Origin of the sequence: Sulfurimonas sp. NWX367 (assembly GCF_039667065.1) — a bacterium.
Lineage (GTDB): Bacteria > Campylobacterota > Campylobacteria > Campylobacterales > Sulfurimonadaceae > Sulfurimonas > Sulfurimonas hydrogeniphila.
The window spans coordinates 309152-333574 of the sequence record NZ_JALCZM010000002.1 but is presented as its reverse complement, the minus strand read 5'-3'; the positions used below and the strand labels follow the sequence as shown (position 1 = coordinate 333574).

The following is a 24423-nucleotide window of genomic DNA, read 5'->3' as shown; positions in this document are numbered from 1 at the left end:
AAGGGTACGATTAAGCTCACTGCCGACACGGCAGATACCCCCAACTATCTTTAGTCCAAGTAATTCAGATTTCCAAAATGAAAATCTTTATTGTAATATATATTTTATACTACAATAAAAACTTTTATTTCAGCATAGGAAAAAATTTGGTTTTTTCCTATGAGGGGCTTTAGCCCGCTTATTTGATATCTGCCAACTCTACAACATCAAGTTTAACTGCAGGACTCATAGTTAGACTCAATGCTGCATTTTTAATATAACGCCCTTTTGCAGAGGCAGGTTTTTGTTTATTGATTGCAGAAAGAAATGTTGTTAAATTCTCTGCAATTTGAGAAGCTTCAAAGCTTGCTTTCCCTATACCGGCATGGATATTACCTTTTTTGTCAACTCTAAAGTTAACCTGGCCGCCTTTGACATTTTTCACAGCTGTTGCAACATCAGGTGTTACAGTTCCAGTTTTAGGATTTGGCATCAATCCTTTTGGCCCAAGAATACGACCAATTTGACCTACAAGACCCATACAGTCAGGTGCTGCAACAACAACATCAAAATCAAAAATTCCCTCTTTGATTTGTGCAACCAAATCATCAGTTCCAACGATGTCTGCACCTGCAGCTTTTGCTTCATCAGCTTTGGCACCTTTGGCAAATACAGCAACACGAACTGTTTTACCGGTTCCATGAGGAAGAACGATAGCACCGCGAACCATTTGGTCTGCGTGACGAGGATCTACATTCAAGTTCATTGCAATTTCAACTGTTTCGTCGAACTTTGCACTTTTTAAATCTTTTACTGTTGCAGAAGCTTCTTCTACACTGTATGATTTTGTTTTGTCAATTTTTTCTAATAATTGTTTATATCTTTTGCTCATTACAAATCTCCATATTAATTCTGCCACATAATTTTGAAATCACTGTGGTCGATGATTGTTTTTACTAGTCTTTGATTTCTATACCGATTGAACGGGCAGAACCAGCCAAAGTATTTGCAGCCATCTCTTTGTCGTCAGTATTTAAATCTTCGATTTTAGCTTCTACAACTTCCATAAGCTGTGCACGAGTTAATGACCCTACTTTGTTTTTAAGAGGATTGTCACTTCCTTTTTTCAGTCCGGCTGCTTTCATTAAAAGTTCAGAAGCAGGTGGTTGTTTTGTAACAAAAGAAAAACTTCTGTCATTGTAAACTGTAATAATAACAGGAACTTTAAATCCCATTTTATCTTTTGTTTTTTCATTGAATGCTTTACAGAATTCCATGATATTAACACCACGTTGTCCTAATGCAGGTCCTACTGGTGGAGCCGGGTTAGCTTTACCAGCTTCTATTTGTAGCTTGATATAATCCATGACTTTTTTTGCCATTTTTTGTCCTTTTCATTATTTAATTACGTAATCCAAACGAGGTCCAGTTTACTACGCTAAGGTTAAGTTTCAAAAAATTAAAACCTAGCCTTAGCGTAGCAGGGTTCTTTATTAGATTATTTTTTCTACCTGTGTGTAAGAAATATCTACAGGAGTAGCTCTGCCAAAGATTGAAACATTCAGCTTAAGAGTGCCGTGTTCAAGGTCATACTCATCAACTGTTCCCGTAAAGTTGGCAAAAGGTCCGTCAATAATACGTACCGTTTCACCATTATCAAAAAATACTTTTGGTTTTGGTGCGGCACGGTTGTTCACACGATCCAAAATAACATTAATGTCATGTTCGCTCAAAGGTGTAGGTGTGTTTCCTTCCCCGATAAAACCTGATACTTTCGGTATTGACTGAATCATATGCTGAATTTCTGTATTTAAATCTATGCGGGCGAACACATAACCGGAATACAAAGATCTCTCACTCACCTTCTTCTTTCCGTCTTTTACTTCAATAACATCCTCTGTAGGAACTATTACATCGGTAATATGCTCTTCCAAACCATGTTCTTTTATCATATTAAAGATTGCATCTCTCACTGTTCTGTCACTGCCATAGGTCTGTATAGAGTACCATTGATGTGCCATTTTTTACTCCTTAACCTAAAATTGCAGACATAACAGATGACATAAGCAAGTCAACCAATGCAAGAAATGCTGCTATTGCAGAAACTACAATAACAACTGCTATATATGCCTGTTTTACCTGACTTTTGGTAGGAAAGATAACTTTGCTCAGTTCCAGTCTTGCGTTACTTATTACTTTACTTAAATTCATCTATCTTTTCCATATATTGAAATGTCATTTGTTATAAATAAAGCAGATCTGCTCTACTTATAATAAATGTGTGGCAGGCGTAGAGAGACTCGAACTCCCAACACCCGGATTTGGAATCCGGTGCTCTACCATTGGAGCTATACGCCTAAATTTTTACAAAATTTAGGCACCAATTATTTAATAGTGACGACATCGGAACAAGTCCCGATATCTACGCTAACGCTGAGTTTCCTTCGGCAGGAAACCCGCGGCACTAGTGCCTTCATTTGTTACAAAAAAATGAACTGTTATTACAGTTTCATCTCTTTGTGAATTGTGTGCTCTTTACACCATTTACAGTATTTACGTACTGAAAATTTCTCAGTGTGAGTCTTTTTGTTTTTTGTTGTGTGATAATTACGTCTTGTACATTTCTCACAACCCAAGTGTATTGCTTCTCTCATATTAAGGAACCTTTTAAAGGATTTTGCATATTAGCCAAAGGCTAATTATGCAAGAATCTCTGCAACAACACCGGCACCAACTGTACGTCCACCCTCACGGATAGCGAACTTAGTACCTTTTTCCATTGCAATTGGGTGAATTAACTCAGCAGTAATACTTACGTTATCACCTGGCATTACCATCTCAGTACCTTCTGGTAAAGTGATTGCTCCAGTAACGTCTGTAGTACGTACATAGAACTGTGGACGGTAACCATTGAAGAATGGAGTATGACGACCACCCTCATCTTTACTAAGAACATAGATTTCTGCAGTAAATTTAGTGTGAGGTGTAATTGTACCCGGCTTACAAAGTACTTGACCACGCTCAACTTCATCTTTCGCAATACCACGAACAAGAATACCACAGTTGTCACCGGCTTCACCTTGCTCCATTTCTTTACGGAACATTTCAACACCGGTTACAGTAGTTTTTTGTGTATCACGGATACCAACGATTTCTACTTCTTCACCAACTTTAATAACACCACGCTCGATACGTCCAGTAACAACTGTACCACGACCAGAGATTGAGAAAACATCTTCAACAGGCATTAAGAAATCTTTGTCAGTTTCACGTTCTGGTTCAGGAATATACTCATCAACAGTTTTCATAAGCTCAACAATCTTCTCAGACCATTCACCCAAAGTACCTGCTTTTGCTTCTTCAAGAGCTTTTAATGCTGAACCTGCAGTGATTGGAGTGTCATCACCCGGGAATTCATACATATCAAGCAGTTCACGAATTTCCATTTCAACCAACTCTAACAACTCTTCATCATCAACCATATCTTCTTTGTTCATGAAAACAACGATGTACGGAACACCAACTTGTTTTGAAAGAAGGATATGCTCACGAGTTTGTGGCATTGGGCCATCCGCTGCAGAAACAACAAGAATAGCACCGTCCATTTGTGCAGCACCTGTAATCATGTTTTTAACATAATCCGCGTGACCAGGACAGTCAACGTGCGCATAGTGACGGTTGTCTGTTTCATACTCTACGTGTGAAGTAGCGATAGTAATACCACGCTCTCTTTCTTCAGGTGCATTATCGATTGCATCATAATCCATAAATTTTGCATCATTTTTAACTGCAAGTACTGCAGTAATAGCTGCTGTTAATGTTGTTTTACCGTGGTCAACGTGACCAATTGTACCGATGTTAACATGGGGTTTGTTACGTTCAAACTTTTCTTTTGCCATAATGTTCTCCGACTTTAATTTTGAATTGAAATGGAATTATACCCAAAAATCATTCAATTATTGCTTAATTAAAACATAATTTTACTTAAATGGAGCTCACGAGCGGATTTGAACCGCCGACCTCTTCCTTACCAAGGAAGTGCTCTACCCCTGAGCCACGAGAGCAAACGAGATTATATTAAGCAATAATTGAATAATTCTTTTATTTTGATATTAGTTTTTTTGTGATTAGAATATTCTATATAAATATATATTTTACAAATATACAGATTGTATGAAGTAAGATAGAAATTATACTTCAGCTTCCAGAATCTCAGATGGAGCGGGTGAAGGGATTCGAACCCTCGACAGCCTGCTTGGAAGGCAGGAACTCTAGCCACTGAGTTACACCCGCATATGAGTGGTGGTGGGAAGAGGAGTCGAACCTCTGAACCCATAGGGAGCAGATTTACAGTCTGCCGTCGTTGGCCACTTGACTATCCCACCACGTGTACATTTATAAAATGTTTTTCTGGTCTAACACTGTTTCTAATATTCAAAATTCAATGGTGCCGACACGAGGATTTGAACCCCGGGCCTGCTGATTACAAATCAGCTGCTCTAGCCAACTGAGCTATGTCGGCATCGAATTTGAGCCAGAATTATAGTGCAAAACAAATTCAATGTCAAGGGTTTTTCTCAGAAATTTATAAAATCACCGTCTTTTAGTAGAATTGGCCTAAAATTTCTCCCAAATTCTTCTATTTCTTCAGTAATCTCTTTTAAATATGACGGTTTGATATGGTTAATATAGAGTCTTATATCATCTCTTTGTAATTTCTGCAATGCTTTAAAAAGCAGTTTTGGTGTCAGGTGTTTGCTTACTCTTGCTAGTTTTTCCATACTTGAAGGAAAAGAGCATTCAATAACAAGCGACTTTATTTCTCTGTCATTGTTCAGTCTGTTTATAATATTTTCAAGAGAGAGTGTATCTGCCGTTATAAGTACACCTTTGTTGTTTACTTTATAAATATAGCCGCAACTCGGAACCGTATGGTCCGTTTCAATTGGCATAATAGTTGTTTTGTTATTGAGTGTATATGTCTCGTTACAATGTACATCTCTGTATCTGATGCTCATTTCTTCTGAGCCTTCCAAAGGAATTTTGGAAAAATCCGGCCATATTATGTCATTAAAAAAATGTTTTTTTAATGCCTGTATTGTTTGGGGCAAGCCTATGATATGCAAAGTTTTTCTTCTTTGTAAAAAATAGTTGTCTACAATATAAGCTATATCCGCTATATGATCAAGGTGAGAATGTGTTAAATAAATATACTCTACATGTAAAGAGTTCTCGGCCAAAGCATTTAAAAGATTTCCGGCATCAATCACAGTTGCGGCATCCAACATAAAGGATGTTGTTCCAAAACCTTTGGCTTTAGTTCCATAGGCACCTAAAATTTTTATGCTGTTTTCATACATTTTATACACTTTTTGCTGTTTTGGAAATATTATAGCATTTATGTAGATATAATTGCATTAACAGTTTTTACAAAGGTATATAAATAATGTTAAAAATACTATTTTCTCCATCAGAAGGGAAAAAGAGCGGCGGAAACGAAAAAGCAAAAGACCTTTTTGGTGCATTAAATGCCAGGAAAGAAATTTTGGACGCTTATAATACTATAGTATTAAGTGCTAATGAAGAAAAAATAAAAGAACTTTTTGGTTTTAAAAAATTCAGTGAATGCCGGCCTTACATAAACGACATATACAATTCTGCTTTGATGTGTGCGATAGAACGCTATCAGGGTGTAGCCTATGACTACCTGAAATATGCTGAACTCAATGAAAGTGCGCAAGAGCATCTCAAAAACAATACTCTTATATTTTCAAATCTTTACGGTCCTGTACTCGGTGGTGATGTAATTGCAAACTATAAAGTCAAACAGGGAAACAGTATCGGTGATATTGCACCGGATAAATTTTACAAAGAACGTTTTTCCTACCAGCTTGATTTATATCTTGGAGGCAATGATATTTTAGATTTACGGGCAGGCTATTATAATAAATTTTACAAACTCACGCAACCGCATACAACACTGAAATTTTTAAAAAACGGAAAAACAGTTTCACACTGGGCAAAAGCCTATCGGGGAATTGTTTTGCGTGAAATTGCAAAAGCCGGTGTAAACTCTCTGAATGATTTTATGAAACTTGAGATAGAAAATTTACAGGTTCACGAGATTACAGAGCAAAAACTAAAAAAAGAAATTGTATACAATATAATAGAATAGGAGAAACACAATATGAAAGACTCTCAAGAGTATAAAGAAAAAAAAGCTTTTTTTGAAAAAATCATTACCTTGTACGGAAGAAATGTCGTTGTAGAAATACTCCAAGACAGTTCTATTGAAATTCACAAACTGCATCTGGCAGATTCAAACAAACCTGACGGAGCAATAAAAAAGATTCTTTTACTTGCAAAAGAGCGTAATATCGAAACAGTGAAACATAACAAAGCCGCTCTTTCACGCATAAGCAAAAATGCGAAACAGGATCAGGGAGTAGCCATTGATATAGTTTCTAAAACATATTTACATGTAAACAAAATAAAAGAACTGCAGCAATACAGACTCATTGCACTTGACGGTATACAAAATCCGCAAAATTTAGGAATGATTATACGTTCGTGTGCTGCAGGAAATATTGACGGTATCATTCTGCCAAAGAAGAACTCGGCAAAAATTTCTCCTCTTGTTGTCAAAGCAAGTGCCGGCACGCTTTTTAAACTGCCTGTCTACTTTTGTAATACACTTGAAGAGATATTGCCGCAACTTCAAGAAGCAAAAATCTATTCCCTCTCCTCCCATGCAAAAACTGCTCTCAACGATATCAGAGAAGATAAAAAAACCGTCTATGTTTTGGGGAATGAAAACGAAGGCGTCAGTGATGCAGTGGAAAAACTCTGCAATGATTCTGTCTCTATTCCCATGAACAGAGGTGTAGAATCACTCAATGTTGCCGTTACGGCATCACTGATTGCCTTTAAAGCGTAACTTTGGGGTTACCTTCTCTTACCATTGCTCTAAAGAGATCAAACATCTTAAAACTCGCTTCTTCCATATCTTTAAATCCGCTTATAACATTATCCTGGTTTTCTTTCGTAATACAGGTATGTTCAGGGACACAGCGCATTACTTCAAATATTTTATCATGGACTCTCTTATGGACATTCCCCAGCTCTTTATAGGCTTTTGTATGTCCAAACTTCTGTTTTGCATCGGTATTGTACCACTGTCCCATTCTACATTTATTGTGATCAACAAACTCTTTTACCATTGCTTCATTTTCATCTAAAAGCGCCTTGTAGGCTTTGTGCTTGAGTATAATATGGTCTACTTTTGCCAGACTGGTATAGAGTGAGTCATACATAAATACAGCTTCATATGCTGATTCATTTGCTTTGTTTGCAAAGCTGTTGAGTGTATTGTTAAATTTTGAAACATCTTCTTGGGAACGCATTGCAAGATCAGTAATCTGCATAGAGTTGTTTTGGATATCATCCGCTTCCTGCTTGAGTGTATTGGTTGTAATAGAGATTTCCTGGGTTGCTTTTTGCGTTCTTTCTGCCAGTTTTCTTACCTCATCGGCTACTACAGCAAACCCTCGCCCGTGCTCTCCGGCACGCGCTGCTTCAATAGCAGCATTGAGTGCCAGCAGATTTGTCTGGTCTGCAATATCTTTAATCAAATCAACAATAGTATTGATTTCACCTGTCTGTTCATTCAAAGCACGAATGACTTCATCTGAATTTGTAATAAGTGTGATAAGTTCTTCCAGCCTGTTTGTAATATTATTCACCACAACTTTGGACTCTGTTGCTTCCTCTGCCGTCTCTTGTGTACTGTGTGCAATTCTTTGCAATATGTCCAGATTATCAGATATATCTTCTTGAATAATATTCAGTCCACGTGTCACACCCCCATTACTGTTGACATCAAAAACTTCTCCAAGGTTTGTTTTTTGTGCAGCTTTGTGAGATACTCCTATAGACGTAATGGCATGGTTGAGCGCAGGAATGGATGCAAGAAATTCTCCTCTGTATCCGTTTTCATAGATTATTCTGTTGTTATATCCCGCATTTGCATTTTCAATCGAAGCAATCACATCACGGATATACTGTTCTGTCTGATCAAGCAAATCATTGATTCCCCATGCAACTCCCTGCATTATATGGGTATCAGGTATGTTTGTAATTCTATAAGAAAGCTCTCCTTTGCCAGCCTTGAGAAGCACATCTCTGATCTGTCGAACCAACTCATCCTGGAAGATTTTATCGCAGATATCACCTGATGCGAGTGATAAAAGCAATGTTGAGATAAGTCCGGCAAATACTGCTCCTGCAAATATATACTGTCCTGTAACCAATGTGTAAATCAATATGGCACCTAAAAGCATATAGAGAGAGAAAGTGTTTGCTTAGTGCTGTAAATGGAAGATAAAATCATCATACCCTGTCCTTTTTTCATGGAGTAGTGCGTCAAGCATTTGTTCGGAGCCAGCCATTCCTGACCTTTTTTCTTCCTGCAGCAACTGTGCATAAAGCTCCGGAATGACCGCCATTGCCCTGGCAGAGGGTTTACGCCTTACAGAATGGTAATCAATAACATCTCCGTTTTTTCCCATAGTGACTGTGACATTTGCCAATACCCAGTAATAGGAACCGTCTTTGGAGAGATTTTTCACATAGGCAAATATCTCTTTTTTCGCTTTGAGTCTCTCCCAAAGCAGTTTAAAGATAATCTTAGGCATATCAGGATGTCTCAGTATTGAGTGGGGCTGGCCAAGCAACTCTTTTTCTTCATAACCGGAAATCTTTATAAAAATTTTATTCCCGTAAAGAATTTTTCCTTTTGTATCAGTTTTAGAAACTATAAACTCATCTTCTGTGAGTGTTATTTCGTTATTTCTCGGAACAATTTTATTCACTGCTTATCCTTTCAAAAGATAATTATATGTTAAAAAGGTTACAAGAAGCTTACAAACATTGTATTATTTTATATAATATTACAAAAGGATATTAAGAGATCATAATTTCATAAGGACGGCGTATCTCCCGAATAACCTCATCCACACTCATATGACGGGATTTTCGCAAAAATTCCCTGCCGTCCAAAAAAACGAGTATCGTAGGAATTGCAAAAACACTAAAATGTGCCGCTATTTCCTGCTCAACTGAAATATCAACAGTTACAATGGTAAATTCTTTGAAATTTCTATCTATCGCTTCGAGCAGTTTTGGTTTGAGCGCATGGCATACGTTACATGCAGGCGCAGAGAAGTAGAGCATTACTGCCGGATTTTCTTGTATTGTTTTTTCTATGTTTTCTATTGTGTTCATAAATTTATCCTTTCTGATGATTTTCTATTCTTGATATTCCTAAAAAAAGACCGCTGAACAAAGCAAAAAAGACCATGGGATTCATTAGATGCAATGTGTTATGTGTCATTGAAAAAATGATAAAACTCAATACAAACATAGTATTGAGTATAAAGTATTGTTGTGTTGCAAATTTAAGTCTCAACAGGGCATACAGCATAAAAAGAACAAGCAACAGACCAATACTGCCAAGTTCTACTGCTTCATTGAGAAACATATTGTGATAATCAGCAAATTCGTTCATGTTTCTATGCTTAAAGCCGTGCTGGGAAGCCACCAAATTTGCCTCTTTCATTGCATTGCCTATTCCCGTTCCTGTTACTGGATGCTGCATAAACAGGTCTGCCCCGACTATCCACAAGGCAGCCCGCATACCTCCCTGGTCTGTATAGTCATCGTTATTAAATATTTTTGTCACTCCCTTTTTAAACTGATCTATCCGTACAGTAAAATTATCGGAGTATGTATAGGCAAGAAAAAAACTTATAAATATAATAGAAAAAGCCAAAACAGCCGCTTTTATTTTATGCTTTATCAATAAAAAAGGCAACAGTGCCATCAAAGCCATAAAAGCAATCTGTCCTGTTCTTCCGCCGTTGATAAATAAATTTACAGTGACCGTAATAAAAAAGAGTATATTAAAAAATTTGTATTTATACTCTTTTGCTGTAAATACATTTGTAAGCAGAATTGTACCTGTGAACGCCAAAATCACACTATAGGTAATATGGTGCATAAACGGTGTCGGGAACTGGGCTGTTGCCCCTTTATAGGTAAAAAGATGAAAAAAAATGCCATAGGACATCAGTTCACTCACAAACACACTGAGTACAAAAGCTGAAAAAACATAAGGAATGTATCTCTTTTGCAATGCAGTATATACCACAGGTATCAATAAAAAATGATGGTATTTTCCGATATATTGCAATGCGAATTCGGTATCTGACGCCCACATAACAGACAGCAGACTGTAAAGCAGAAACAGTCCCAACACTCTGATAAAGAGACTCGACTGTAAAAGTCTCAGTTTTTCTTTCCAGTTTCCCTCGTATATCCACAAAAGCAGTATGACTGCTTCTAAAATGTTCACAGCTGCTTTTGATACCGGAAAACTGAATGCATAAAGAATAATTAAATAATTGATATACCTGTTTGTCATTTAGCACCAACTTTTGCTAAAACAACTTTTACCGTTTTGACCAAAATTACAAGATCAGCCCACAGAGACCAGTTTTTGATATACCAGACTTCCAGTTCGCTTCTTTGTCTGAATGTCAAATTATTCCTGCCGCTTACCTGCCATAACCCGGTAATGCCGGGTTTTACTTTTAAAATAAGTTCTCGCAGTTTTCCAAGTTTTTCTGCTTCACTGAGCATATACGGTCTGGGTCCGACAAAGCTCATCTCCCCTTGCAACACATTCAAAACCTGAGGCAGTTCATCAAGAGAACTGCTTCGTAAAAATTTCCCTACTTTTGTTATACGCGGATCATTTTTATATTTATGATATTTTTCATAGTAGGCAATCTCTTCGGGATGTTCTGTAAGATACTGTTGCAACAGTGCATCAGAGTTTTCATACATTGTTCTGTACTTGTAGCATTTAAAAATTTTGTTATTTTTCCCTAACCGCTCCTGTTTAAAAAAGATTTTTCCTTTCGATTCCAATAAAACAGCCAAAGCGACAAAAAAATGCACAGACAGAAATATCGGCAATACTGCAAATGCCAGGAGATAATCAAAAATATACTTTATATATACATTTTGCTTTAAAAGCAGTTTGTTCTCTATACGAATGGTATTTACCCGAACATTGGTATAATCCATAATCACGGAATTTGCGAAATCAATACTTGTCACATAGGGAACAACATAAACAGCACTTTTTTCATTGAGATATTTGGTGATGGTGTTGTCCATCTCCTGGGGGTTCATACCCTTTGAAGGAATAATCACAATATCATAAAATCTCTTATTTGTTTTCATTCCCAAATACCAGTTTTTTTGAAACTCTTTTTTTAGTGTTCTGATTTGTACCGTATTCCCCAGCAGCAAAACATTTTTTTTAAAGCAGTCAAACGAATAAAGAACTCTTTTTTCCAGCCGTTTTACCACCGGCAGTAAAAAAAGACCCAAAAAAAAGTAGGTAGTAATAAATATTTTTGAATACGCAAAAGAAGTTTTTAAAAGTGCCAATATCGCCATCACCAGAAAAAATGCCAAAACAAGGGACTTTAAAATTTTATAGGTTTCCTGCCAAAAATCATAATGGAGCGTATAAATTTTTTCATATACAAATAAAATAAAAATAATAAACATAATAAACAAAAAATCCCCCAAAGCAATTTCTTCGGAGTGAGGAAAGAAAAAAGCAGTGATGTAAAACAGCACTGTCAAAGCAAGCAAATCAATACTAATAATTATCATATTGGAGATGTAAGTTTTCATTTTGCCAGCTTTTTTTCTACAAAAGTTTGAAATTCTGTTTTAAATCTTTTTTTATTAAAAATCTGTGCATGTTTGGATATAAGCTTTGCATCAAAGCCCATATTTTCAAAACGCTCTACTGCTTCAATTATATCCAAAACTGTTTGTTTTTTAAAATGGATGCCGGTAATACCCTCACAAACTGTTTCATGCGTACCACCCTCATCTAAAGCAATCACAGGCGTTCCGCATGCCTGTGCCTCTACAGGAACAATGCCAAAGTCCTCTACCGCCGCATATACAAAAGCTTTTGCTTTTTGCATGTACTCTTTTAGTATCGGTTTTTCCTGGTAGCCAAGAAGTATTATATTGGGTTTTGCGATTTTTTTTATGGCACTGTACTCTTCTCCCTCACCTATCACAACAAGTTTTTTGTCAGGCATGGCATTGAATGCCTCTACTATCAGTTTTGTTTTTTTATACGGTACCAGTCTTGAAGCACTCAAATAAAAATTCTCTTTGTTTTGACACAAAGTAAAAGTCTCTACATCTACCGGAGGGTATATTACAACAGAATCTCTGCTATAAATTCTTTTGATTCTCTGCTGTACAAATTTTGAATCGGCTATAAAGTAATCGACTCGATTCAGTGTTTTGAGATCCCACCTGCGAATGTATTGCAAAACTGCCTGCACCAAAAACTTTTTTGGCTGTTTCAAGCTTCCTGTATATTCATCATATAAATCCCAGGCATACCGAACAGGCGTATAGCAATAGGAGATATGCATTTGGTTTTTACTCTTTTTGATGCCTTTGGCAACTGCCCAGGAACTACTGATGACAAGATCATACTTTTGCAGATCAAAACTTTCAATTGCGGCCGGAAAAAGTGGCAAATAGTTACGAAAATGTTTTTTTGCAAAGGGAAATTTTTGTATAAAAGAAGTGTACGCATATTTGCCGTGTAACACATTTTTTCTCTCCTTTTCATCCAAAAAATCCACCAGACTAAAAATATCGGCATCTGGATATATCTCCAAAACAGCTTGCAAAACTTTCTCTGCACCGGCATCTGTTACCAGCCAGTCATGTACTATTGCTGTTTTCACTGCTTTAGTACCTCTTTGAAAACTGACAGATGCTCTTTTGCCGATTTTTCCCATGTAAACTGTTTTACTCTTTGCAAACCTTTGTCAATAAGCATTTTTTAATCCCCTAAAATTTCTAACGGAGAAAGCAATGCAACAGCGTCAACTAATATTTTAGGATTCAAACATATCTCGCAAAGTATCTTCAAACTCTTTTTGTTGTACTGTACCAACAACAGAAAAAAGTTTTTCTGCAGAACCTGTTAAAGATTCGATTTCATTTTTTCTGACGAAAGCAGGGTTTATTCTGACTTCAATTTCATATCCGGCAATTTTATTCATCATTGCTATAGCATCCAAAAGCTTTATTCCTCTTCCGGAACATATATTGAGTATTTCGGATTTTTTTTCGGATTCCAAAAGCCTTTTGTATACTTCACACACAAAACTGACATCGTTAAATTCACGCCTTACATGTAAGTTGCCGAGTTCTATACTCTTTTTGCCCGCTTTAAAGTGACTGACTATTTTTGGTATTAAAAAATTTTCTGCCTGCCCTGTTCCTGTATAGTTAAAAGGACGGGTTATGATAAGGGGTAATTTTTCAAAATAGTTTTGTGCCAGACACTCCATAGCGTATTTGCTCGCACCGTAATGGTTTACAGGCTTTGGACATAAAGACTCGTCCAAAACGCCAATACCCTGATTGCCATAGACTGTTGCACTGCCTGCCAGTATTACTTTTTCAGGTTTTGTATCAAGTTGACATAAGGCTTCTAAAATATTTGTTGTTCCGACAGTATTTACTTTATAAAAATCTTCACTGTTGCCGTGTGCACTAAAAGAGATACCCGAAAGATGAATCAAATACTCAGGCTGCACAGCCTGCAAAACTTTTTCAATGGCATTTTTGTCGGTTATGTCACACTGAAACTGTTTTTCATTCTCGTGAAAGAGAGAAGTTCCATAAACATCATACCCATGTTTCTCAAGATAGTGTGCCAAATGTTTTCCTGTAAAACTGTCACTGCCTGTTATTAAAACTTTTTTCATTCTTTAAAACTTGAAACCTGTTTTATTGCGTTTTAAATCCTCTGCAACCATCATCATGCAAAGCTCTTCGAGTGTTGTTTTTGGTTCCCATCCAAGTATGTTTTTTGCTTTTTGAGGATCACCTATGAGCAAATCCACCTCAGCCGGTCTGTAAAATTTCGGATTTACACGAACAACAGTTTTACCTGTTGCTTTGTCAATTGCCACCTCATTTTCTCCATCTCCCTGAAACTCAAGCTCAATATCTGCTGCTTTGAATGCCATGGTAACAAAATCTCTGACTGTTTCTGTTCTGTTTGTTGCCAGCACAAAAGTATCCGGCTGCTCTGCCTGCAGCATCAGGTACATTCCCTCGACATAATCTTTCGCATACCCCCAATCCCGTTTTGCATCCATATTTCCAAGCTCCAGGCACTCCAGTTTTGCAAGTTTTATTTTTGCAACTGCATCTGTGATTTTTCTTGTTACAAATTCAAGTCCTCTTAAAGGAGATTCATGATTAAACAAAATGCCACAACTGCCAAAGATATTATAGGATTCTCTATAGTTGATTGTCATCCAGTGCGCATACTGTTTTGCCACACCGTAAGGGCTTCTTGGATGCAATGGTGTCGTTTCTGTCTGTGGAATCTCCTGAACTTCTCCAAACATTTCAGAAGTACTCGCCTGATAAAATTTTATACTTTTATCTACGATACGAATTGCCTCAAGCAGATGCACACACCCAAGTCCTGTGATATGTGCAGTTGCAAGAGGCTGCTCAAAAGAAACACCTACAAAACTCTGTGCCGCAAGATTGTAGATTTCGTCCGGCTTAATCTCAGCTACCATTCGGATACTGTTTGCCTGATCTGTCAAATCATATTCAATCAAATGCAGATTCGGATGATTCTCGATTCCCAAATCTTCTATTCTCCAAAAGTTGACAGACGATACACGTCTATATGTTCCATACACTTCATAGCCCTTTTGGAGTAGCAACTCTGCCAAATAAGCGCCGTCCTGCCCTGTAATTCCTGTTACAATTGCTTTTTTCTTCAAAATCAGTCCTTTAAAAATCTATCCAGTATTTCAATGTTTTTCATATTATTTGTATCAGCCAAAATCTTTATATAGGATTGTAGCATATCATACAAGTTATTGATATATTTATAGCGTATATTATAGAGTTTTTGTTTTGCTTTGTTATACTCAATAATACTGCTCAAACCTCTGTCATATTTTATCTTTACCGCATCAATGTACTGCTGTGCAGACTTCAGTGCTTCGGCATACAGACTCACAGAGTCCATAGAAGAGTAAAAAAGAGAACGCGCATTTTCATACTTCATATTGACCTCTTTTTTTGTATTTTGCAAGTCTTCATAAGCTGCCTGCTTTATCAGTTTTGCCACTTCAACAGCAGCGGAATTGTATCCACCGTCATACAATGGCATACTTAAACTCACTACTGCATACTCTGTTTTCACAAAAGGATCTTGAATTGTCAGAGAATTCATATCAGATTTAGAATAGACTACATCCAGGTCTATTTTGGGATAATACCCTGCTTTTGCCTGTTTAATTTCATACTCTTTCATTTTAAGCACTATATTTGATTGTTTTACATCCACAGATTCTACCTGACCGCTCGCAGCTCTTTGCATATCGTACAAAAGGGGCTGCATATCTTTGTGTAACTTTATTTGTGGTATTTCAATACTCTTTTTCCCTGTGTATTCTTGCAGTTTTTGCACATACGTTTTATATGTTTTTTTTTCTTTATCCAGCTCTATTTTTGCCGAATTATATTCTACCTGCATCTCTAACAAATCTACTTTGTCTGAAAGTCTCATCACAAACTGTTTTTGTATTTTTGTCTGCATAGAACGGGTGTATGCTATCTGGGACTCTAAAAGTTTTATTTTTGCATCAGAACGCATGGCATCAAGATATGCTTGCATTGTATCCTGTGTCAATGCTATTTTTTTCTGTTTTACATCAATATCAGCATATTTTTCACGCTGCTTTTGAAGATTGATTCTCGCATAAGTTCCTGCATTATATATACTTTGCTTTAAAGAGAGTGCATAGTTTGCTACCGTCTGTTTGCTGACATCCGTAGCATAGTATCTCGCCTTTTTATATGATGCAGAAAGATTCAAATGCGGATAAAGAGCAGATTTTTCCTCTTTTAGCTTTTGTATTTCTGACTGATACATGTAACTTGATGACTTGACTGCATGTGAATTTTCCAAAGCCAGATTGTAGGCCCTCGAAAAGGTCAGCACTTCTGCATTTAGGGAACCTGCAACAATAAAAAGCAATATACCTGCATATATTTTATTCTTCATTGAAACTTCTCCCGAGCATATCTCTAAAAGGCTTGACAATATAACTTAAAAAAGTTCTTTGTCCTATATTTATCATTGCTTCAGCAGGCATCCCCGGTAAAAGTACTATTGATTTACTTTCCAACTCTTTTTTCCCCGCATCTGTAACTTCTATTTTCACAATATAGTAGGATGTGCCATTTCTTTTTTCCGTAAAACTGTCTGCCGAAACATAAATAACTTTCCCTTTTACTATGTCAAGCTGTGCGACATTAAATGCCGGAAACTTCAATGTTGCTTCAAGCCCTCTATGTACTTTGTCGATATCTTTTGTCTGAATCTGTGCTTCTACAATCAGGTGTTCATTTTGAGGCACAATACTTAAAATTTCTTCTCCCGGTTTTATAACACCGCCTACTGTATGTATATTCAGACCAACCACTGTTCCACTGATGGGTGCATTGATATTTGTTTTGCGCAGCTTATCCTCATAAGCAATGATTTGAGACCGCAAATCTGCTTCATCCGATTTGGCTTTTGCATATTTTTCCAATATTTCCTGCTGAAACTTTTTTTCTCTTAACAACTGCTGATTTTTTGCTTCGACTATCTGTTCTTTCAGTTTTGCCATATCAAAAGAGTTACTGAGAATTTCACCCTGTAAACTGTTGTATGTTTTTTGCAGTTTTCGTATTTGTTCATTGCTTACAAGCCGTTCTTTAAAAAGTTCTTTTTGTTCTTTTATTTCTTCGGCAACAGCCTCCAGGTTTTGTTTTTTACTTGCTACCATTGAAGAGAGACTGCTCATCTGATTTTCAAGTTCAGTTATTCTGTTTTTGGTAATTTCTCTCTCTTTGTTGTTGCTTTTATGCGTTACATTAAATATTTTCAGTTGAGTACTTCGTGCATTTTGATTTTGCAGCTCTTTTGGAAAATCTATCTTTTCTCTTGCCTCTTTCTGTGCTTCGAGTCGAGCTACAAGCGCAATGGTTTCTTGATATTTCGCTTTTGCGATAGCAAGTTTTGACTTTATTTCCACATCATCCAGTTTGATAAGAAGATCACCTTTTTGTACCTTGTCACCATTATTTATATAAATCTTTTTTATTGTACCGCCATACTGATTTTGAACAGTTTTTTTATAAACTCCCGCAGAAACTTTTCCCGGAGCAACCACAGATGTTTCAAGCGGATTAAATGCTGCCCATACCAGCAACGCAACCATTAACAGCAGTATAAACAGGCCATACTTGATTACTTTTGCTGTATCGTGTGGTGGTAACTCATGTTCTTGATTTTTTTGCATACTCTTATCCTTCATTACTTTTGCGGTTTGCTTAACGAAACTTTTGGCATAGCTGTCTGTTTGCCTGCTGCTTGTGTTTTTGTCTGTGCCTGCTGTTTTGCCTGTTGTGCTTTTGCTGCTGCCTGTTCATTAAGTTTTGCCAAAACATCATTTGTCGGACCATACATCTGCAGTGTACCTCCGCCGAAAAGTGCTACTCTGTCAGTTACCTTTAAAATATCCATCTTATGGGAGATAACCAGGACTGTTGAGCCTATACTTTTTAGGTGTAAAATGGTGTTATTCAACGCCATCTCTCCTTCGGCATCAAGATTTGAGTTTGGCTCATCCAGTACTACAAGTACCGGGTTGTTGTATACAGCACGTGCCAGTGCTATTCTTTGTTTTTGTCCGCCTGAAAGTCCGACGCCGCCATTGCCTATTGGAGTATCATAGCCATTTGGAAGTTTAAGTATCATTTCATGAACACCGGCCATTTGCGCGGCTGCAACAACTTTTTTATCATCTACTTCGCCAAGTCTGGCTATATTTTCCGCAATTGTTCCCTCAAAAAGTTCTATATCCTGTGGTAAATAGCCTATATATTTTCCAAGTTTCTGACTGTCCCACTGATGAATATCAGCTCCGTCAATTCTTGCTACACCGCTTTGGATAGGCCAGACACCCAAGATGGCTTTTGCAAATGTCGTTTTTCCACTGCCGCTTGCCCCTATGATACCTACGGTAATGCCCTGCGGTATATCAATGTTAATTCCCTTGAGCACCGGAAGTTTTGCCATCGGAGGAATAACAATAATATTTTCTGTTGTAATATGCCCTTTAGGTGCAGGCAGTTCAGTAGTTTCTTTTTCTTCCTGGTAATCTTTGAGCAGGGCATCAAGTCTTTTATAGGCAATTTTTGCATCCGCAAAACCTTTCCATGAACCTATAAGCAAATCAAGCGGTGCCAAAGCACGCCCAAGCAACACAGCCCCCGCAATAATTGTACCGGCAGAAATATCTCCGTTAATAGCCAGATAAGCACCGATACCGTAAGTTAATGACTGAAACAACTGTCGCAGTGTTTTACTCAGATTGGACCATTTTCCCGCATTGTCACTTGCTCGTGACTGTGTATGCAAAAATTTTATATGCTGTCTGTACCATCTTTTTTTAATATCTTCCTGCATCCCCATGGCATGAATAATTTCTGCATTTTGTATATTTTTGTTGATATAAAAATTTGCCTTGTTTGAGAGTTTGTTGGCTTCTTCAAGATCTTTTTTTGTACTTCTTTCATTTATGATGGTAATTATAACAATAACCAAAGCAGCAAAAATTGTAAATCCTGCAAGAAAAGGACTAAACAGATACATTACAAAAAGATAAAAAGGAAACCATGGCACATCAAAAAGGGCAAAAATCCCCTGTCCCGTCAAATACTGTCTCAATTTTGTCAGATCACTCATCGGCAAAGAAGAAACCTGTCCGGGTTTTAACCGTGCTGTTTCAAAAATAGTGTCAAAAAGTTTTGTATTCATATCCAGATCTATTTTATTCCCCACCCGAACAAGTATTCGTGAACGAATCATTTGCAGTGCGCCAAGAACAAAAAACAATCCTGTCACTAAAACAGTCAGCAAAATCAGCGTATCCATGCTTCGGCTCACCATAACTTTATCATATACCAGCAACATATATATTGACGGTAAAAGCATCAACAGGTTTATAAACATGCTGAAAAGACCCGCATGCACAAAAGCATTTTTAGACTTTTTAAGTATTTCAGCCAACGATAATGCTGCTTCACTGTTTTTTGATTGTTTTTTATTCATTGTTTCTCATCCGATTATTAGGCTATATTTTGTTTTTGCATTGTAAGTTTAAAAAGCGTTTCTATGTGTTTGAGTGATTCCAAATGTGCATCTATCAAAGTAATAATACCTTTTCTTACCCAGTCTGCCAATATGTCATCACTCAGTGCATTGAGTTTTTCTCGGTCGACCACTTTAAATCCGTTCACAAGAACTTTTTTCTCATCACCTTCACCTACAGAAATTTCTCTCTCTTCAAGAATACCGCTTTGACTAATCACTTTGGCAACATTGGCTGTAATCACTGCCTGGTTTTCATGATTTGTCAAAAATTCTATGGCATGTGTCAACAGTTCTGACTGCTCACCGCTTTTTTTAAAAAGCTGTTTGCCTTTTGATTTTGAAACAAGCGGTGATTCTTCATCTATGAGAATGACCTTTTGCTCCGGATTTTCTTTCGTACTTGCCAAAGCAAACGGATATTTTCTCAAAAACGACGGAACATACTGTGTAATCCATTTTCCTTCTTCATTAATTGCCAAAGAGTCACCGCCAAGTGATACAAGCGCAATAAGTGAAGGATTTTCATCCGCACTGAAAACTACAGGAAAATTCGAGCCTACTGTTGCCACTTCACTGGCTAAAACAGGAATAAAAGCACTCTGTTTTGCAAAGTTTAAATTTTCCATTGCCGCTATTTTAAGGTCTTTGTGTTTTTCTTTGTCTAAGACTACTAAATTTTTATACATGGTTTTCCTTTTTTCTTTGGTTTGTTTTTTTGGACGACCTCGACTTTTTGAAGCCAGTGTCATTCCGACAAGTGATTCTAATTCTTTTATAAATTCAGGAGTTGCTGTTATACTTTGTTTTTCCAGAGAATGTTTGATAAAAGAAATCTTTTTTTCATCTTTTTGTTCATTAAAAAGTTTTGCATACGCTTCAACCCTTTTTTCATCTGTATAGCCCAATTCTTTATACATTGGATGATAACTTACAATACTGTCTTCTCTACTGTAAAGGTTTTTACCTATACTGCTAAAAGAATGATTTTTCCCAGCCAATTGTTCAATGTATATCATGACATCAAATAAAAAAGATTTGTCCTCTACAAGAGAAGCTTTATATCTTCCTTCCCACAGTGTGCCACTGCGCTGGTATTTTTTATTATAGTAACCGACATATCTTCGTCCCAAACTCTGCATAAACTTTGGCAAAGTATCAGGTGCTGCCGGAGTAGCCAGAAATTCAAAACACTGACTAAGCAAGCTGTAGGCATGAATATGCAGTAAATTATCTGCTGAGAGCTCTTTTACTATGTTCATAAATACCGTATAATCATCACTGTCCTTAAAAAGCACCATATCATTGATACTCTTTAAAAGTACATGCTGTGATAAATTCTCTACAAAAACTCTGGTTTTCCGTGCCAAGCAAATTCCTTGATTTATTCTCAGAATGCATTGTAGTAGAATAAAACTTTATTGTTTATTAAATCACTCCGACACTGTTTTTATTTTAAATAATTGGTGCCATAGTGATTTAAAAATTTTCTGCAATTCCCCAGTTAATATTTGGTATCGCACTTTTTAAAACATGAAATATCTCCTGCATAACAAAAGCATCTACAACTGCTGTTGCAAGAATATTTTGAGATGCCAATGATATTTTTATCTCATTTTTTGTCTGTAAGGTAAAGTTTACTTCCATAAGCAACTCTTCTTTTGTTCTATAAAGCTCAAGATTGACTCCGTCAGTTTCTGTCCGTGCTGATACAGCAGAATTTTTATTTTCCTCTATTGTCCGGATCGGAGTATCAAGAGAAAAATGTTTTTCAAGAAACTCTTGGGCAGTCGGAATCAGATCTAAAATAAAATTTCTTGTAATCATAAAATCTATTCGGTTGTGTATGTCTTCATAATTAATGACAAAGCGTATCCGGTCTTCTACCACATCATAAATTGGTGTAAATGTTTGTGCAGTTACTGTTTTTTTCATAACGCAAATTATATCTTTTTTTCACTGGTTTTAGCTTTGCTCAAGGTTTTTTAGATATTATTCTGCTTCTACAATATTTGCCGACATAGCTCAGTTGGCTAGAGCAGCTGATTTGTAATCAGCAGGCCCGGGGTTCAAATCCTCGTGTCGGCACCATTTTATATCACGACCATAGTATTATCCTGAAAATAAATACCTGTCAAATCAATAAACTCCTGCGAATTTGAAAACCCTACAACCACATCAGCCTGTGTAAATCCCTTGTTCATTGCTTCTTCCCAATAGAGTAAACCGTCGGTATCTGCGCTTCGAAACAAAACATTTTCATACAGAGAATTTATAAATTCTGCATTTGTCTGTGAAACACCGTACAAAGAGCTAAACTCAGCAGAAAGTACAAAAGAGTTTGCAATATCGTTAATACTCTGTCCGTTGTTAAGGTTATTTACCCAGTAGTTTAAACCGGCGCTGTCTGCAACCCTGTCCAAAACAGCAAGGTAAAGTCTTCCTATAGCCGCTTCACTGCTTTGAGTATAAAAAACAGTACTTCTTTGGTAGGCAGTAAGGTTTACTGCAACGCTGTCAATATAAAGTGCTTCTACGTTTGTAAGCACATCAAAACCGGTATCTACTCCCGCTACTACAATAGTATTGTTAAAATAATCCACTCTCGGCACCCAGGTAATACCTTCTTCATACACAGTATCATACCCATTCCCTGCATCTACGTTGTTATTGAGAGAATTGAGAACAATTGTATCAGAAGATTGACTTCCGACAATATTTTCTATATAAGTATCTTCAGTTAATGCCAGATAGTGTTTCACCTGACCATTTGTAATGATACTTTGTGCACCCGGATTTATATCAATATATTCATTCCCTGATGCACTGAGAGATTCAAGTGAAATTGTATCATTCCCTCCAAAATCATAAATAGTTGCGATATTCCCTGTTGTCTGAAAGTTACCATATATCTTCTGGCTGTAAAGCAACGCATTTAAATCATACAAGGTATCGCCTGTATCCTCTTTCACACCATATATAGTCTGTAATGCCTTAATATCTGCTGCCTGATAGGAAGTAAAAGTATTGATGCCGTTATAAGGATTATAGGACATATCGGTATCATGTATATCTACACCTGGGTAAAAACCGTCTCCAAAAGGATGGCTTAGTCCGAGAGCATGCCCTATTTCATGCATCAATGCAGAATAACCAAGCCCTCCATAGCTAAAATCCTCATCATTAAAAGCTGCAGAAATATAAATATCTCCAGAAGGGCTTTTCACATTAGAATAAGGAGTGTAGGCATATCCGAGAGTTGTCGAATCTGACATATTTTTTTCAGATATGACTATATCTCCTACTCCGCTTGCATCATATATAAAATCTAGATTTATAAGAGTAGCAATATAATCAAATATTTTAAAAGCAGCATTTTTGAGTGCTTCTGATACTGTGACACTGCCTTCATAATCTGCAGCAAGTTCATAACTGAGTCTTGAACTCTTAAAGGAGAAAGAAACCGTTGTTTTGTCCCATTTGTCACCATATATTAAACCATCAACCAATTCTTGTGTAGTCATAACAGTATTATACCGGCTTTATACTAACTAATACGAAATTTCCTGATCGCCGGTACCGCTCCCTGGGCCAGTGTCGGGACCAGGATTGGAAGCAGCGGCAGCAGCGGCAGCTCTTGCAGCAGCGGCAGCATCTGCTTCCTCTTTTGCCTGCGTCGCCGCATCCTCGGCTGTACTTTGTGCATTCTGCACCTGAGTAAGTTTGGCAGCGGCATCACTTTCTATCTGCACTGCCTGCTCTTTATATAGTTGCACATTAAGATTTGCAGCAACAGCTTTATCACTCGCTGTCTGAGCATCTTCAGAGAGCGATACAGCCAGATCTGAGTGTTCTTTTGCTGCATCTTTTAAAATATTAATTTGACTGAGACTGTTTTCTGTTTGTGCACTTTGAGCGTTCAAACTTGTCTGTGTCGCTTCCAAGAGAGTCTCATTTGATTTTTGTGTTGCTATATCTGCCTGATTTCTGGCAGTATTTAACTCTTCAGATGCCAAAGTTTCTATATTTGTCACATCCTGTGTCAGCTGATGTATATCATTTGCTGTATTCTGTGCGCTCTCTGACTGTGCTTGTGCTGTTGCGGCCGCTGTTGCAGCCGCTGATTCTCTTGCCGCATCCGCTGCCGCCTGTGCAGCTGCATCCGCTGCTGCCTGTGCAGCCTCATACGCACTGATTTCATAAGCTGTAACATTCTCTTTTGCCTCTACAATTCTGCTAAAGGCTTCGTTGGCACTGTTTGCAGCTTCTGTTGCTGCCTGTGCCGCCTGCAATGCATTTTCTTTTGCCTGAAGAGCAGTCTGTTCATATTCCAGTGCCAGACTTTTTGCTGTATCTATTTGTGTTTCAAGTTCATTCGTCACTGCAGTTGCAACAGAATTTTGGTTAAAATTACCGGTTTGCTGTATTGCACTCTCTGTATTTGCACTTACAGCTGTATTGACACTTTTGCTTACTTTTACCTCTTGTGTTGCAACAGACACACTTTTTTTCTGTTCTTTTGCTGTTTTTGGTTCCTGCGGTGCTTCTCCGACAGGAACAAAAGTATACTCTCCTGCCTGTACATCCTGGCAGCTTCCTGAAGCACACACAACAATTGCATGCTCAATACACTGTATGAAATCTCCGTTTTCCCCTGTTGTTCCTTCAAAAACTGTTCCTCTGATACCGATTGTGGCATTTCTTGTTTTGAGATGAAAACGTTCCTGTGCTATTTTTCCTATTTTTCCCGTTATAACCCTGAAAAATCCTCTGCTGACTTTAAAGTCTGCTTTTGATTCCTGCGCAGTATCAAAAAAATATTCCTCTGTTTTAAAAATTGTTTTTTCACCAAGAGTAATAACTGTGTCATCTTTAAAAACAATTTTTGCCAAAGAATTTTTAGCCGTGCTTATTATATCTTTACGCTCTATTGGAAGAGATTCAAAGGCTTTAACAGATCTGTTGTCTCGCAAAATATGGACATCTCCTTTGAGCAGAGCAAAAGAACCTATACTCCCATGTACCCCAACCGTACATGTCAAAATTAACAAAACTATTTTAAAAATCTTCATAATGATTCCTTT

24 protein-coding genes, 6 tRNA genes and 1 pseudogene are annotated in these 24423 nt (G+C 37.2%); 3 read left to right on the top strand and 28 right to left on the bottom strand.

Annotation, left to right across the window (positions count from 1 at the left end; genetic code table 11):
• Positions 1–178: 178 nt before the first annotated feature.
• From rplA to MNY28_RS06295, 12 genes are all read right to left on the bottom strand, one after another.
• Complete coding sequence (gene rplA / locus MNY28_RS06350; protein WP_151901152.1) at positions 179–871, bottom strand: 50S ribosomal protein L1; 693 nt, start codon at positions 869–871, stop codon at positions 179–181.
• 64 nt (positions 872–935) lie between these two features.
• Positions 936–1361: a 50S ribosomal protein L11 gene (gene rplK, locus MNY28_RS06345; protein ID WP_151901153.1), complete on the bottom strand. Its 426-nt coding sequence runs from the start codon at positions 1359–1361 to the stop codon at positions 936–938.
• A gap of 111 nt (positions 1362–1472) precedes the next feature.
• Positions 1473–2000 (bottom strand): transcription termination/antitermination protein NusG, encoded by a 528-nt coding sequence (gene nusG, locus MNY28_RS06340; protein WP_151901154.1) that lies wholly within the window; start codon positions 1998–2000, stop codon positions 1473–1475.
• 10 nt (positions 2001–2010) lie between these two features.
• Positions 2011–2190, bottom strand: coding sequence for a preprotein translocase subunit SecE (gene secE / locus MNY28_RS06335; RefSeq protein WP_151901155.1), 180 nt, complete (start codon positions 2188–2190; stop codon positions 2011–2013).
• 71 nt (positions 2191–2261) lie between these two features.
• Positions 2262–2337: transfer RNA gene (locus tag MNY28_RS06330), tRNA-Trp, on the bottom strand.
• Between the two features lie 143 nt (positions 2338–2480).
• Positions 2481–2633: a 50S ribosomal protein L33 gene (gene rpmG, locus MNY28_RS06325; RefSeq protein WP_151901156.1), complete on the bottom strand. Its 153-nt coding sequence runs from the start codon at positions 2631–2633 to the stop codon at positions 2481–2483.
• A 45-nt stretch (positions 2634–2678) separates the two neighbouring features.
• Positions 2679–3878: an elongation factor Tu gene (gene tuf / locus MNY28_RS06320; protein WP_151901157.1), complete on the bottom strand. Its 1200-nt coding sequence runs from the start codon at positions 3876–3878 to the stop codon at positions 2679–2681.
• Between the two features lie 90 nt (positions 3879–3968).
• Positions 3969–4043, bottom strand: a tRNA-Thr gene (locus MNY28_RS06315).
• Positions 4044–4196: 153 nt separating this feature from the next.
• Positions 4197–4272, bottom strand: a tRNA-Gly gene (locus MNY28_RS06310).
• Between the two features lie 7 nt (positions 4273–4279).
• Positions 4280–4364 (bottom strand) — tRNA-Tyr (locus MNY28_RS06305).
• 60 nt (positions 4365–4424) lie between these two features.
• Positions 4425–4501, bottom strand: a tRNA-Thr gene (locus MNY28_RS06300).
• 55 nt (positions 4502–4556) lie between these two features.
• Positions 4557–5339: a 3',5'-cyclic-nucleotide phosphodiesterase gene (locus MNY28_RS06295; protein ID WP_346389246.1), complete on the bottom strand. Its 783-nt coding sequence runs from the start codon at positions 5337–5339 to the stop codon at positions 4557–4559.
• Between the two features lie 86 nt (positions 5340–5425).
• Between MNY28_RS06295 and yaaA the strand changes: the two genes are divergently transcribed.
• Positions 5426–6154, top strand: coding sequence for a peroxide stress protein YaaA (gene yaaA / locus MNY28_RS06290; RefSeq protein WP_346389245.1), 729 nt, complete (start codon positions 5426–5428; stop codon positions 6152–6154).
• A 12-nt stretch (positions 6155–6166) separates the two neighbouring features.
• Positions 6167–6916: an RNA methyltransferase gene (locus MNY28_RS06285; RefSeq protein ID WP_151901160.1), complete on the top strand. Its 750-nt coding sequence runs from the start codon at positions 6167–6169 to the stop codon at positions 6914–6916.
• Here MNY28_RS06285 and MNY28_RS06280 read toward each other — a convergent pair.
• The 14 genes and pseudogenes from MNY28_RS06280 to MNY28_RS06215 all read right to left on the bottom strand — a co-directional run bounded on the left by MNY28_RS06280 (position 6906) and on the right by MNY28_RS06215 (position 21274).
• A complete protein-coding gene (locus tag MNY28_RS06280) occupies positions 6906–7292 on the bottom strand; it encodes a CZB domain-containing protein (RefSeq protein ID WP_346389569.1) in 387 nt (128 codons plus the stop codon). The genes MNY28_RS06285 and MNY28_RS06280 overlap by 11 nt on opposite strands.
• Positions 7293–7325: 33 nt before the next feature.
• Positions 7326–8090: pseudogene (locus MNY28_RS06275) on the bottom strand (methyl-accepting chemotaxis protein); the annotation flags it as partial.
• Between the two features lie 249 nt (positions 8091–8339).
• On the bottom strand, positions 8340–8849 hold the full coding sequence (locus MNY28_RS06270) for a PAS domain-containing protein (RefSeq protein ID WP_346389244.1): 510 nt from the start codon (positions 8847–8849) through the stop codon (positions 8340–8342).
• A gap of 91 nt (positions 8850–8940) precedes the next feature.
• On the bottom strand, positions 8941–9261 hold the full coding sequence (locus tag MNY28_RS06265; protein ID WP_151901163.1) for a thioredoxin family protein: 321 nt from the start codon (positions 9259–9261) through the stop codon (positions 8941–8943).
• A 4-nt stretch (positions 9262–9265) separates the two neighbouring features.
• Positions 9266–10459, bottom strand: a complete 1194-nt coding sequence (locus MNY28_RS06260; RefSeq protein WP_346389243.1) for an O-antigen ligase family protein — start codon at positions 10457–10459, stop codon at positions 9266–9268.
• Positions 10456–11748, bottom strand: coding sequence for an exopolysaccharide biosynthesis polyprenyl glycosylphosphotransferase (locus MNY28_RS06255; protein ID WP_346389242.1), 1293 nt, complete (start codon positions 11746–11748; stop codon positions 10456–10458). Before MNY28_RS06255 ends, MNY28_RS06260 begins: the two co-directional genes overlap by 4 nt.
• The gene (locus MNY28_RS06250) at positions 11745–12836 is read right to left on the bottom strand and encodes a glycosyltransferase (RefSeq protein WP_346389241.1); all 1092 of its coding nucleotides are present in this window, start codon (positions 12834–12836) and stop codon (positions 11745–11747) included. Before MNY28_RS06250 ends, MNY28_RS06255 begins: the two co-directional genes overlap by 4 nt.
• A 153-nt stretch (positions 12837–12989) precedes the next feature.
• On the bottom strand, positions 12990–13868 hold the full coding sequence (locus MNY28_RS06245; protein WP_346389240.1) for an NAD-dependent epimerase/dehydratase family protein: 879 nt from the start codon (positions 13866–13868) through the stop codon (positions 12990–12992).
• A gap of 3 nt (positions 13869–13871) precedes the next feature.
• Entirely contained in the window at positions 13872–14909 is a 1038-nt protein-coding gene (gene gmd, locus MNY28_RS06240; RefSeq protein WP_223176099.1) for a GDP-mannose 4,6-dehydratase, read from the bottom strand.
• 2 nt (positions 14910–14911) lie between these two features.
• Positions 14912–16201: a TolC family protein gene (locus tag MNY28_RS06235; RefSeq protein ID WP_151901169.1), complete on the bottom strand. Its 1290-nt coding sequence runs from the start codon at positions 16199–16201 to the stop codon at positions 14912–14914.
• Positions 16191–17486, bottom strand: a complete 1296-nt coding sequence (locus MNY28_RS06230; protein ID WP_346389239.1) for an HlyD family type I secretion periplasmic adaptor subunit — start codon at positions 17484–17486, stop codon at positions 16191–16193. Before MNY28_RS06230 ends, MNY28_RS06235 begins: the two co-directional genes overlap by 11 nt.
• Before the next feature lie 14 nt (positions 17487–17500).
• Positions 17501–19300, bottom strand: a complete 1800-nt coding sequence (locus MNY28_RS06225) for a type I secretion system permease/ATPase (protein ID WP_151901171.1) — start codon at positions 19298–19300, stop codon at positions 17501–17503.
• A 17-nt stretch (positions 19301–19317) separates the two neighbouring features.
• Positions 19318–20709: a SapC family protein gene (locus tag MNY28_RS06220; RefSeq protein WP_346389238.1), complete on the bottom strand. Its 1392-nt coding sequence runs from the start codon at positions 20707–20709 to the stop codon at positions 19318–19320.
• Between the two features lie 109 nt (positions 20710–20818).
• A complete protein-coding gene (locus tag MNY28_RS06215) occupies positions 20819–21274 on the bottom strand; it encodes a hypothetical protein (protein WP_346389237.1) in 456 nt (151 codons plus the stop codon).
• 79 nt (positions 21275–21353) lie between these two features.
• Between MNY28_RS06215 and MNY28_RS06210 the strand changes: the two genes are divergently transcribed.
• A tRNA-Thr gene (locus MNY28_RS06210) sits at positions 21354–21430 on the top strand.
• A gap of 2 nt (positions 21431–21432) precedes the next feature.
• Here the strand turns inward: MNY28_RS06210 and MNY28_RS06205 are convergent.
• Positions 21433–22863: a DUF4214 domain-containing protein gene (locus MNY28_RS06205; RefSeq protein WP_346389236.1), complete on the bottom strand. Its 1431-nt coding sequence runs from the start codon at positions 22861–22863 to the stop codon at positions 21433–21435.
• A 27-nt stretch (positions 22864–22890) separates the two neighbouring features.
• Positions 22891–24411, bottom strand: coding sequence for a FecR family protein (locus MNY28_RS06200; RefSeq protein WP_346389235.1), 1521 nt, complete (start codon positions 24409–24411; stop codon positions 22891–22893).
• Between the last annotated feature and the right edge of the window lie 12 nt (positions 24412–24423).

Coding starts and splice junctions, on each gene's coding strand:
- rplA (WP_151901152.1), bottom strand. CDS start 871: ATGAGCAAAAGATATAAACAATTATTAGAAAAAATTGACAAAACAAAA.
- rplK (WP_151901153.1), bottom strand. CDS start 1,361: ATGGCAAAAAAAGTCATGGATTATATCAAGCTACAAATAGAAGCTGGT.
- nusG (WP_151901154.1), bottom strand. CDS start 2,000: ATGGCACATCAATGGTACTCTATACAGACCTATGGCAGTGACAGAACA.
- secE (WP_151901155.1), bottom strand. CDS start 2,190: ATGAATTTAAGTAAAGTAATAAGTAACGCAAGACTGGAACTGAGCAAA.
- rpmG (WP_151901156.1), bottom strand. CDS start 2,633: ATGAGAGAAGCAATACACTTGGGTTGTGAGAAATGTACAAGACGTAAT.
- tuf (WP_151901157.1), bottom strand. CDS start 3,878: ATGGCAAAAGAAAAGTTTGAACGTAACAAACCCCATGTTAACATCGGT.
- MNY28_RS06295 (WP_346389246.1), bottom strand. CDS start 5,339: ATGTATGAAAACAGCATAAAAATTTTAGGTGCCTATGGAACTAAAGCC.
- yaaA (WP_346389245.1), top strand. CDS start 5,426: ATGTTAAAAATACTATTTTCTCCATCAGAAGGGAAAAAGAGCGGCGGA.
- MNY28_RS06285 (WP_151901160.1), top strand. CDS start 6,167: ATGAAAGACTCTCAAGAGTATAAAGAAAAAAAAGCTTTTTTTGAAAAA.
- MNY28_RS06280 (WP_346389569.1), bottom strand. CDS start 7,292: ATGTATGACTCACTCTATACCAGTCTGGCAAAAGTAGACCATATTATA.
- MNY28_RS06265 (WP_151901163.1), bottom strand. CDS start 9,261: ATGAACACAATAGAAAACATAGAAAAAACAATACAAGAAAATCCGGCA.
- MNY28_RS06260 (WP_346389243.1), bottom strand. CDS start 10,459: ATGACAAACAGGTATATCAATTATTTAATTATTCTTTATGCATTCAGT.
- MNY28_RS06255 (WP_346389242.1), bottom strand. CDS start 11,748: ATGAAAACTTACATCTCCAATATGATAATTATTAGTATTGATTTGCTT.
- MNY28_RS06245 (WP_346389240.1), bottom strand. CDS start 13,868: ATGAAAAAAGTTTTAATAACAGGCAGTGACAGTTTTACAGGAAAACAT.
- MNY28_RS06235 (WP_151901169.1), bottom strand. CDS start 16,201: ATGAAGAATAAAATATATGCAGGTATATTGCTTTTTATTGTTGCAGGT.
- MNY28_RS06230 (WP_346389239.1), bottom strand. CDS start 17,486: ATGCAAAAAAATCAAGAACATGAGTTACCACCACACGATACAGCAAAA.
- MNY28_RS06225 (WP_151901171.1), bottom strand. CDS start 19,300: ATGAATAAAAAACAATCAAAAAACAGTGAAGCAGCATTATCGTTGGCT.
- MNY28_RS06215 (WP_346389237.1), bottom strand. CDS start 21,274: ATGAAAAAAACAGTAACTGCACAAACATTTACACCAATTTATGATGTG.
- MNY28_RS06205 (WP_346389236.1), bottom strand. CDS start 22,863: ATGACTACACAAGAATTGGTTGATGGTTTAATATATGGTGACAAATGG.
- MNY28_RS06200 (WP_346389235.1), bottom strand. CDS start 24,411: ATGAAGATTTTTAAAATAGTTTTGTTAATTTTGACATGTACGGTTGGG.